Raw genomic sequence first — 8780 nt, 5'->3', positions numbered from 1 at the left:
TTCCCGGCTCAGCCGACGATCAGGTCCTCGCGCCCGTCGGCGCGCAGCTTTTCGACGTACACGGGGAAGAGCTTCTTCGACAGCGGAGCGAGCTTGATCAGCTTCGACACCGGACCGTCCACTTTGACCTTGCCGCGGGCCATGGCGAACGTGAGGTTCACCTTGCCCTGCCAGTAGCCGTTGGCGACCTCGCTGTCCATCGTCATGGTCGCGTCGGCCGGCGCGTCGAACGCGTCGCCGGTCACGCGGCGGTTCTGCGTGTCGATCAGCAGCGCGGACTCGGGGTTGGTGCACACCATCTTCAGCACCAGGCCGGTGCCGGCGAGCTTGGCGGCGAGGTCGGCGTCGGCGAACGCGGTTTCGAAGATGCCGCCGATGTACTGGTAGATCTCTTCGGGCTTGCTGAACGCGGGCATGGCTGGCCTCCGGTCTGTTCGGGAACGTGGTCTCAGAAGAAGCAGGGCATGGCGCGCACGGCGTGCACGAAGTTGCCGGCCAGGTAGTCCGGCTCGCCGGCGGTGATGGTCGGCAGCGTGCGCAGCAGCTCGCCGAACAGGGCGCGCAGCTGGGCCTTGGCGACCTGGTTGCCGAGGCAGAAGTGCGCGCCGCCCCCGCCGAAGCTCACGTGCGGGTTGGGGCTGCGGCTCAGGTCGAAGCGGCCGGGCTCGTCGAACACCTCGGGGTCGAAGTTGCCGGACGCGTAGAACATCACCACCTTCTCGCCGGTGCTGACCTGCTGCCCGCCCAGCTCGAAGTCCGCGACGGCCGTGCGGCGGAACGTCATCACCGGGGAGGCCCAGCGGACGAACTCGTCGAGCGCGCTGGCGATGCGGCCGTCGAAGTCGGCCATCAGCCACTCGCGCTGCTCCGGGAAGTCGGTGAGCGCGCGCAGCGTGTGGCTGGTGGTCTGGCGGGTGGTGTCGTTGCCCGCCACCGAGAGCAGCACGAAGAACGCTGCGATCTCCTCGTCGGTGAGGCGCTCACCGTCCACTTCGGCCTGCACGAGGTTGGTCATCAGGTCCTCGGCCGGGTGGGCGCGGCGGTGCTCGGCCATCTCGAACGCCACACCGTGCAGCGTCATCTGGGCCTCGAAGATCATGTCGATCGGGTCGCGCCCGTCGAGGTAGACCGGGTCGGCCCAGGACACCGACGCGTCGGCGGCGTGGGCCACGCTCTCGCGGTGGGACTCGGGGATGCCGACCATGTCCGAGAGCGTGCGGATCGGCAGCTGCCCGGAGCACTGGCGCACGAAGTCGGCACCGCTGCCCGCCTCGGCCAGCTCGCGCACGATGTCACGGGCGTTGGCCTTGATCTGCTCCTCGATGCGGCGCACCTGCTTCGGGGTGAACGCGGCGCTGACGAGCTTGCGGATCTTCGTGTGCCGCGGCGGGTCCATCGCCAGGAACGACTGCGACGCCTCGAGCATCTCCTCGGGGATGTTCTCGAACATCACGCCCTGGCCGGACACGAACACGTCATTGCGGCGGCTGACCTCGACGATGTCGGCGTGGCGGACCACGGCCCAGTAGCCGGGGTCCTCGGGGTCCTCCATCAGCGCGTCCTCGACCGGCCGATGCCACGACACCGGGCGCTGCAGGCGCAGCGCGGCGAAACTGCGCTCGCGGTCGGCGGCGCGGGTCGACCAGAAGGCCCGCGACGAAAGGTCGATCTCGTCGTACTCGCGCTGCTGCGGGGTCACGATGGCGGTCATGCGGGGATCTCCTGTCCCAAGTAGACGGACTTGAGCTGCTGGTAGGCGGCCAGGCCCTCGGGGCCGAGCTCGCGGCCGACGCCGCTGGCCTTCACGCCGCCGAACGGCGCGCCCAGGTCGAGGTCGTAGAAGTTGACGCCGACGCTGCCGGTCTCCACGCGGCGCGCCACGTCGAGGCCCTTCTCCACGTCGGAGGTCCAGATGGTGCCGCCGAGCCCGTAGTCGGAGTCGTTGGCGATGGAGACCGCTTCGTCGACGTCGCCGTACGGGATCACCGTGAGCACCGGGCCGAAGATCTCCTCCCGCGCGATCCGGCTGCCGTTGTCGACGCCGCCGAACACGGTCGGCTGCACGTACCAGCCACGGTCGCGGTCGGGGCGCCCGCCGCCGGCCGCCAGCGTGGCGCCGGACTCGCGGCCCACGGCCACGTACTCCTCGACCTTGCGCCGCTGCTTGTCGCTGACCAGCGGGCCGATGTGCGTGCCGGGATCGAGCGGGTCGCCGACGGTCAGCGCGGACGCCAGCCCGGACAGCGCGGCGACGACCTCGTCGTGGCGCGAGTGCGGGGCGAGGATGCGCGTGGAGAGGTAGCAGGTCTGGCCGTTGTTGAGCAGGCTGGCCGTGGCCAGGCCCTGCACGGTGGTGGCCAGGTCGGCGTCGTCGAGCACGATCGCCGCCGACTTCCCGCCCAGCTCCAGCGTGACGGGCCGCAGCAGTCGGCCGCAGGCCTCGCCGATCTTGCGGCCCACGGGCGTGGACCCGGTGAACGCGACCTTCCGCACGCCCGGGTGGGTCACGAGGTACTCACCGATGTCGGCGCCGCCGGAGATCACGTTGAGCACGCCCGCGGGCAGCCCGGCGCGTTCGGCGGTGGCCGCGAGCTCCAGCGCGTCCAACGTGGTCTCGGGCGACGGCTTGAGCACCACGGTGCAGCCCGCCGCCAGGGCCGGCGCGAGCTTGAACATCGTGAGCACCTGCGGGAAATTCCAGGGCACCACGAGCGCGACCACGCCGACCGGCTCCTTGCGCACCACGGTGACGCCCTGCCCGTCCAGCCGCGGCCGGCGCTCCTCGGCGGGCGCGGCGCCGAGCGCGGCGTAGTACTGCAGGATCCCGACCGGGCCGGCCCCCTCGGCGGCGGTGGCGATGGTGATCGGCATGCCGTTCTGGATCGTGGTGAGCTCGGCGCGCTGGGCCACGTTCTTGCCCAGCTCGTCGGCGAACGCCATCAGCAGCCCGGACCGGGCTTCCGGTGTGAGCCCGCCCCACTCCGCGGACCGCAGCGCGCGACCGGCGGCGGCGACCGCGGCGTCCACTTCGGACTCCCCCGCGAGCGGCACGGTGCCGATGCGTTCCTCGGTGTCCGGCGAGACCACGGCGAGCGTGGCGCCGCCGGCCGGGCGCACCCACGCGCCGTCGATGTACAGGGCTTCGTGTTCGTGCATCAGCGCACTCCTTCGGACACGGGTTCCCGCCGCCGGGCGGCGAAGTCGAGCGCGCCGGACCAGTCGGTGCGGCGTGCGATGAGGGCCCGGAACTTCATGATCTCCCGCTGCTTGTTCACCGCGAGCACGCCGGTGAGGCGATCGCCGGAGCGGTACAGCGCGACGAACCGGCCCTCGTCCGGATCGCCGAGCACCACCCGGATCTCGTCGGCGTCGGGCACGCCGGCGAACTGGATGCGGGTGTCGTACCAGTCGGACCAGAAGTAGGGCACGGTCTCGTACGGCTCGGCCGCCCCCGCCACCGCCGCACCGACGCCCGCCGCGGCCCCCTGCTCCGCGGCGCTGCTCCAGTGCTCCAGGCGCATGGCCCGGCCGAACACCGGGTTGACCCACCGGGCGACGTCCCCCGCCGCGTACACGCCGGGCAGCCCCGTCGCGAGCGTCGCGTCGCACACCACGCCGTCCTCCAGCGTGAGCCCGCTGCCCGCGAGCCAGTCGGTGGCCGGGACCGCGCCGGCGCCGACCACGACCAGGTCCGCGTCCAGCGTGGTCCCGTCGGCCAGCCGCACGCGTTCGACGCGGTCGTGGCCTTCGACCCCGGTCACGGCGACGCCGCAGCGCAGGTCGGTGCCGTTCGCGCGGTGCAGCGCCGAGCAGGGTTCGCCCATGGCGCCGATCGCGCGCATGAGCGGCGTCGGCGCGGCCTCCACCACGGTCACCGGCAGGCCGCGTTTGCGTGCTGCCGACGCGACTTCCGAGCCGATGAACCCGGCGCCGATCACCACCGTGCGGGCACCGGCGTCGAGGGCCGCGCGCACGGCGAGCGCGTCGTCGAGGGTGCGCAGCGTGTGCACGCCGGCCAGGTGGCTCGTGCCGGACAGCGTCCGGGCGGTCGCGCCGGTGGCGATCACGAGGCCGTCGTACGGGATCTCGCGATCCCCCGCGTGCACCGCGCGCTCGGCCGGATCCAGCGCGTGCGCCCGGGTGCCGAGCACGAGCTCGACGCCGAGCTCGTCGCGCAGCACCTGCTCCTCGCGGAACACCGGCGCGGCGACCGGCCCGTCGAGGAACGCCTTCGACAGCGGCGGCCGGTCGTAGGGCAGGTGTTCCTCGGCGCCGACGAGCGTCACGGACCCGGTGAACCCGGCCTTGCGGGCGCCCTCCACGGCCCGCAGCCCGGCCAGGGAGGCACCGACGACGACGAGACGGGTCACTTCTCGAGCCTCAGGGCTTCGGTCGGGCAGCCCGTGACGGCTTGCTCCACTTCGGACTCCAGCCCGTCGGGCACGGTCTCCGACGACAGGACCAGGTCACCGTTGTCGTCCACCTCGAACACCTCGGGTGCGAACGACTCGCAGATGCCCAGCCCGGTGCAGCGGGCGCGGTCCACGACGATCTTCACGTGCTCACTCCTTCCGCGCGGAGGGAACCAGGACGGGCTTCACGACCTCGCCCTTGAGGCTCGCCTGCTCGGCTTCGTTGATCTCCTCGAACGGGAACGTCTCCACGAGCCGGTCGAACGGGAACCGGCCCTGGCGCCACAGCTCGATCAGCCGCGGGATCATCACCTGCGGCACGGCGTCGCCTTCGAGGATTCCCATCACGTTGCGGCCCACGGCGAGCGCCGTCGGGTCGAGCACCAGGTCGCCCTGCTGCACGCCGACGAGCCCGCAGGTGCCGGTGGGGCGCAGCACCGCGATCGCGGTGGTGATCACCGACGGCACGCCGGTGGTGTCCAAGGTGTACTGAGCGCCGCCCGTGGCCGCGAGCAGCTGCTCGGCCAGGTCGGGCGCGGCGCCGTCGACGGTGTGCGTGGCACCGAGTTCCTTCGCCAGCTCCAGCCGGCGCGGGTTGAGGTCCACGGCGACGATCCGCGCGGCCCCGGCCACCCGGGCCGCCATCACCGCGGACAGGCCCACGCCACCGGCGCCGAACACGACGAAACTCGTGCCGGGCTCCACGCCGAGCGCGCTGAACACCGAGGCCGCCCCGGTCTGGATGCCGCAGCCGAGCGGGCCGAGCAGCTCCAGCGGCAGCTCCGGGTCGACCTTCACCGCGTTGCGCGCCGCGACGACCGAGTGCGAGGCAAACGACGACTGCCCGAACCAGCGCGCGGCCACGGCTTCGCCCGCGGCGTCGAGCACCGGCTGCTCGCCGTCCGGGTCGTGGCCGGTGAGGTTGCGCGGGAAGAAGGTCTCGCAGTACGACGGGTGCCCGGCGACGCAGTTGGCGCAGTGGCCGCAGAAGTCGAACGACAGCACCACGTGGTCGCCCGGCGCCAGGCTCGTCACGTCGGCACCCACGGCCTCGACGACACCCGAACCCTCGTGCCCGGTGATGATCGGCGGCGCGGCCAGGAACCCCGGTGCACGCGGCAGCAGGTCGGTGTGGCAGAGCCCGGCGCCGGCGATGCGCACCAGCACCTGGTCCGCGCCCGGCGCGGGCAGCTCGACGTCCTCGATCCGGTAGGGCCCGTCGGCGGCGCGCAGCACCGCGGCCTTGATCTGCATGGTCTTCTCGCTCCTGGTGGGTCCGAAGTGGTCGGTCAGCGGGTGAGCTCGCCCTTGACGAGCTTCCCGGTGGGCGTGCGGGGCAGCCGGTCGACGAAGGTGAACGCCCGGGGGACCTTGTAGTGCGCGATGCGCTCGCGCAGGTACTCGCGCAGCTCGTCGCCGAGGCCCGGCCCGGCCTCGCCCACGGGTTCGACGAACGCCTGCACCGCCTCGCCCATCTCCGGGTCGGGCACGCCGACCACGGCGACGTCGAGCACCTTCGGGTGCAGCGTCAGCGCGTTCTCGATCTCCTGCGGGTAGATGTTCACCCCGCCGGAGATGATCATGAAGGCCTTGCGGTCGGTGAGGAACAGGAAGCCGTCCTCGTCGACGTACCCGACATCGCCGGTGGTGGTCCACGTCGGGTGCCGCGGGTGCTGCGCCTCGGCGGTCTTGCCCGGGTCGTTGTGGTAGGCGAACGGCAGCGCGTCGCGTTCGAAGTAGACGGTGCCGATGCCGCCCGCCGGCAGCTCTTCGCCGTCCTCGCCGCAGATCCGGATCACGCCGACACCGGCCGGCCCGACCGAACCGGGCTTGCGCAGCCACTGCTCGCTGTCGATGAACGTGATGCCGCTGCCCTCGGTGGACGAGTAGTACTCGTGCAGGACCGGGCCCCACCAGTCGATCATGGCGCGCTTGACGTCGACCGGGCACGGCGCCGCGGCGTGGACGGCCACGCGCTGGCTCGACAGGTCGTACTTCACCCGCGTGGCTTCCGGCAGCTTGAGCATGCGGACGAACATCGTCGGCACCCACTGGCTGTGCGTCACGCCGTAGGTCTCGATCGCGGAAAGCGCTTGCTCCGCGTCGAACCGCTCCATCAGCACCACCGTGCCGCCCAGCGCCTGCACCACGCCGCCGAAGCGCAGCGGCGCCGCGTGGTAGACGGGCGCGGGCGAGAGGTAGACCGTGCCGGGGCCGAACCCGTACAGGGGACCGAAAACCGCGGTGTAGACATCGCCCGGCTCGTCGACCCGGCGCTCGGGCAGCGGCGGCTTGATGCCCTTCGGCCGGCCGGTGGTGCCGGACGAGTAGAGCATGTCCATGCCGCGCGGCTGCTCCGCCAGCGGCTCGGCCGACGTGCCCGCCAGCGCGTCCTCATAGGACTCGTAGCCGGGCACGCTTCCCCGGTACGCCAGGCGGAGGCGCACCTTCGGCGTCTCCGCGACGACCGCCTCGGCCACCTCGGCGAGCCCGGCCGACACGATCAGCGCCTCGGCGCCGCAGTCGTCGACGATGTAGGCGACCTCGGCCGGCGACAGGTGCCGGTTCACGGCCGTGATGTAGAGCCCGGAACGCAACGCCGCCCAGTAGACCTCGAACACTTTCGGGTCATTTCCGGACAGGAGCGCGAGGTGGTCGCCGCGGCGCAGCCCCGCGTCGTGCAGGTAGCGCGCCAGCCGCGCCGAACGCTCCTCCAGCTGCCCGTACGTGAGCACCTCGCCGCCGGCCACGACGACGGCGGGCTTGTCGGGGAACTGCTCGGCGTGGACACCGGGGTACATGGGCGCTCCTGGCAGGGGAACCGGACGGGGAGCCGACCGGTGCGCCGCGGGCGCCCGAACCGGTCGGCTGTGACCTCGGGAGAGCTATCTAGCGTTCGTTAAGTTGAGCGTATGGTCCAGCTCACATGTTGTCAAGACAGTATGTCTGGATTCTCTGTCCAGTCAATTCGAGCGGCGAGCCGGTAGGGTGAGAGCGAGGACAAGGAGGCTGGATGCCGTCGGTGACCCGCAAGCCCCAGACCGCGCGCAAGCAGCAGCGCCGGGAGACGCTCGGCCGCCAGTTGCTGGAGGCCACCGAGCGCCTCATGGGCGAGGGACTCACGTTCACCGAGCTGAGCGTCGACCGCCTGGCGTCCGAAGGCGGCATCTCGCGCGCCACCTTCTACGTCTACTTCGAGGACAAGGGCCAGCTGCTGCGGCTGTTCGCCCAGCACGTGTTCGCCGACCTCACCGAAGCCGCGCAACGCTGGTGGAACAGCGCCGACGCGCGCGACCCCGAGGACCTGCGGGCCTCGCTGAGCGAGATCATCGCCCGCTACCGCAACCACCGCTCGGTGCTCTACGCGGTGATCGAGATGGCGGCGTACGACTCCGAGGTCGACGAGCTCTACCGCGGCATCATGGAGGGCCTCGTCGACGCCATCGCGGCGATCATCGAGCGCGGCCAGGCCGCCGGCACGATCACGCCGATGCCCGTGCGCGCCACGGCTTCCGCGCTCACCTGGATGGTCGAACGCACCTGCCACCAGACCCTGCGCTTCACCCCGGAGTCCGAGGACGACGCGCTGGCCGACTCCATGACCGAGGTCATCTGGCGCACCCTGTACCTGGAGCCGGCGCCGCGTCCGTGACGCGCCTCAGCGCTTGCGCTTCACCGGCCGCGCGCCGACCGTGCGCAGCGCGAGGTCCACGTACCGCCCGGCGAGCTCTTCGGGCTTCAGCGGGCCGCCGGGCTGGTACCACCGCGCGATCGACTGGCACATGCCCAGCACGGCCCGCACCGTCTCCTCGGGGTGGGCCACGGTGAACACGCCCTCGCGCGCGCCGTCCTCGATGATCCCGGTCAGGACGGTCTCGATCTCCTTGCGGCGCGCGGCATAACGCTTGCGCGAGTCCGGCGAGAGGTGCCGCAGCTCCAGGTCCAGCGCGGCCAGCCGCGTGCGGTGCGTCATGTGCAGCACCACCGCCTCGACGACGTTGACCAGCTGCTCCCGCGGACCGGCCGCGTCGGCCGCCGCCGCGTTGACCCGGCTGACGGCTTCGCCGGTGCCCAGGTCGAGCAACGCGGCGAAGGCGCCTTCCTTGCTGTCGTGGTGGTAGTACAGCGAGGGCACGGTCTGCCCCACCCGGCGGACGATGTCGCGCACCGAGGTGCCGTGGAAACCGTGCTCGTAGAACGCGTCGAGCGCGGCGGCGAGCAGGGGCGTCAGCTCCAGCTCGTCGTAGTGCCGCCAGTCGGCCCCCGGCTCGACCTCGACCGAGACCGAGGCGGAGGCCGGGGCCACCGCCTCCCGCGCACGCACCATGTTCCACCCATCGAGTCCGGAAGCTTCCCCGCCGAGTCTAG

The 8780-nt window shown here is 72.0% G+C and carries 9 protein-coding genes; 1 reads left to right on the top strand and 8 read right to left on the bottom strand.

The annotated features are described in order from the left end of the window. Positions 1–8: 8 nt before the first annotated feature. The 7 genes from AB0878_RS19335 to AB0878_RS19305 are packed head-to-tail and all read right to left on the bottom strand — an operon-like array spanning position 9 to position 7213. Positions 9–416, bottom strand: a complete 408-nt coding sequence (locus tag AB0878_RS19335) for an SCP2 sterol-binding domain-containing protein (protein WP_360606121.1) — start codon at positions 414–416, stop codon at positions 9–11. A gap of 32 nt (positions 417–448) precedes the next feature. Continuing rightward, a complete protein-coding gene (locus AB0878_RS19330; RefSeq protein WP_366581571.1) occupies positions 449–1711 on the bottom strand; it encodes a cytochrome P450 in 1263 nt (420 codons plus the stop codon). Continuing rightward, positions 1708–3156, bottom strand: coding sequence for an aldehyde dehydrogenase (locus AB0878_RS19325; protein ID WP_366581569.1), 1449 nt, complete (start codon positions 3154–3156; stop codon positions 1708–1710). The genes AB0878_RS19330 and AB0878_RS19325 overlap by 4 nt, the downstream gene beginning before the upstream one ends. Continuing rightward, positions 3156–4370: an FAD-dependent oxidoreductase gene (locus AB0878_RS19320; protein WP_366581567.1), complete on the bottom strand. Its 1215-nt coding sequence runs from the start codon at positions 4368–4370 to the stop codon at positions 3156–3158. The genes AB0878_RS19325 and AB0878_RS19320 overlap by 1 nt, the downstream gene beginning before the upstream one ends. After that, complete coding sequence (locus tag AB0878_RS19315) at positions 4367–4558, bottom strand: ferredoxin (protein WP_220241991.1); 192 nt, start codon at positions 4556–4558, stop codon at positions 4367–4369. Before AB0878_RS19315 ends, AB0878_RS19320 begins: the two co-directional genes overlap by 4 nt. Before the next feature lie 4 nt (positions 4559–4562). After that, positions 4563–5666 (bottom strand): NAD(P)-dependent alcohol dehydrogenase, encoded by a 1104-nt coding sequence (locus AB0878_RS19310; protein WP_366581565.1) that lies wholly within the window; start codon positions 5664–5666, stop codon positions 4563–4565. Positions 5667–5701: 35 nt separating this feature from the next. Next, positions 5702–7213 (bottom strand): acyl-CoA synthetase, encoded by a 1512-nt coding sequence (locus AB0878_RS19305; protein ID WP_366581563.1) that lies wholly within the window; start codon positions 7211–7213, stop codon positions 5702–5704. Between the two features lie 212 nt (positions 7214–7425). Between AB0878_RS19305 and AB0878_RS19300 the strand changes: the two genes are divergently transcribed. Then, entirely contained in the window at positions 7426–8064 is a 639-nt protein-coding gene (locus AB0878_RS19300; RefSeq protein ID WP_366581561.1) for a TetR/AcrR family transcriptional regulator, read from the top strand. Positions 8065–8070: 6 nt separating this feature from the next. Here AB0878_RS19300 and AB0878_RS19295 read toward each other — a convergent pair whose 3' ends face one another. Continuing rightward, positions 8071–8739, bottom strand: coding sequence for a TetR/AcrR family transcriptional regulator (locus AB0878_RS19295; protein ID WP_366581559.1), 669 nt, complete (start codon positions 8737–8739; stop codon positions 8071–8073). Positions 8740–8780 lie beyond the last annotated feature (41 nt).

The organism is Amycolatopsis sp. NPDC047767 (genome assembly GCF_040704195.1).
Taxonomy (GTDB): Bacteria; Actinomycetota; Actinomycetes; order Mycobacteriales; family Pseudonocardiaceae; genus Amycolatopsis.
Note: the sequence above shows the minus strand (reverse complement) of the source record. Positions and strands in the feature narration are given on the sequence as shown.

What these genes read in the sequence shown, in the direction of transcription:
- AB0878_RS19335 (WP_360606121.1), bottom strand. Translation starts at nt 416, where the DNA reads ATGCCCGCGTTCAGCAAGCCCGAAGAGATCTACCAGTACATCGGCGGC.
- AB0878_RS19330 (WP_366581571.1), bottom strand. Translation starts at nt 1,711, where the DNA reads ATGACCGCCATCGTGACCCCGCAGCAGCGCGAGTACGACGAGATCGAC.
- AB0878_RS19325 (WP_366581569.1), bottom strand. Translation starts at nt 3,156, where the DNA reads ATGCACGAACACGAAGCCCTGTACATCGACGGCGCGTGGGTGCGCCCG.
- AB0878_RS19310 (WP_366581565.1), bottom strand. Translation starts at nt 5,666, where the DNA reads ATGCAGATCAAGGCCGCGGTGCTGCGCGCCGCCGACGGGCCCTACCGG.
- AB0878_RS19305 (WP_366581563.1), bottom strand. Translation starts at nt 7,213, where the DNA reads ATGTACCCCGGTGTCCACGCCGAGCAGTTCCCCGACAAGCCCGCCGTC.
- AB0878_RS19300 (WP_366581561.1), top strand. Translation starts at nt 7,426, where the DNA reads ATGCCGTCGGTGACCCGCAAGCCCCAGACCGCGCGCAAGCAGCAGCGC.
- AB0878_RS19295 (WP_366581559.1), bottom strand. Translation starts at nt 8,739, where the DNA reads ATGGTGCGTGCGCGGGAGGCGGTGGCCCCGGCCTCCGCCTCGGTCTCG.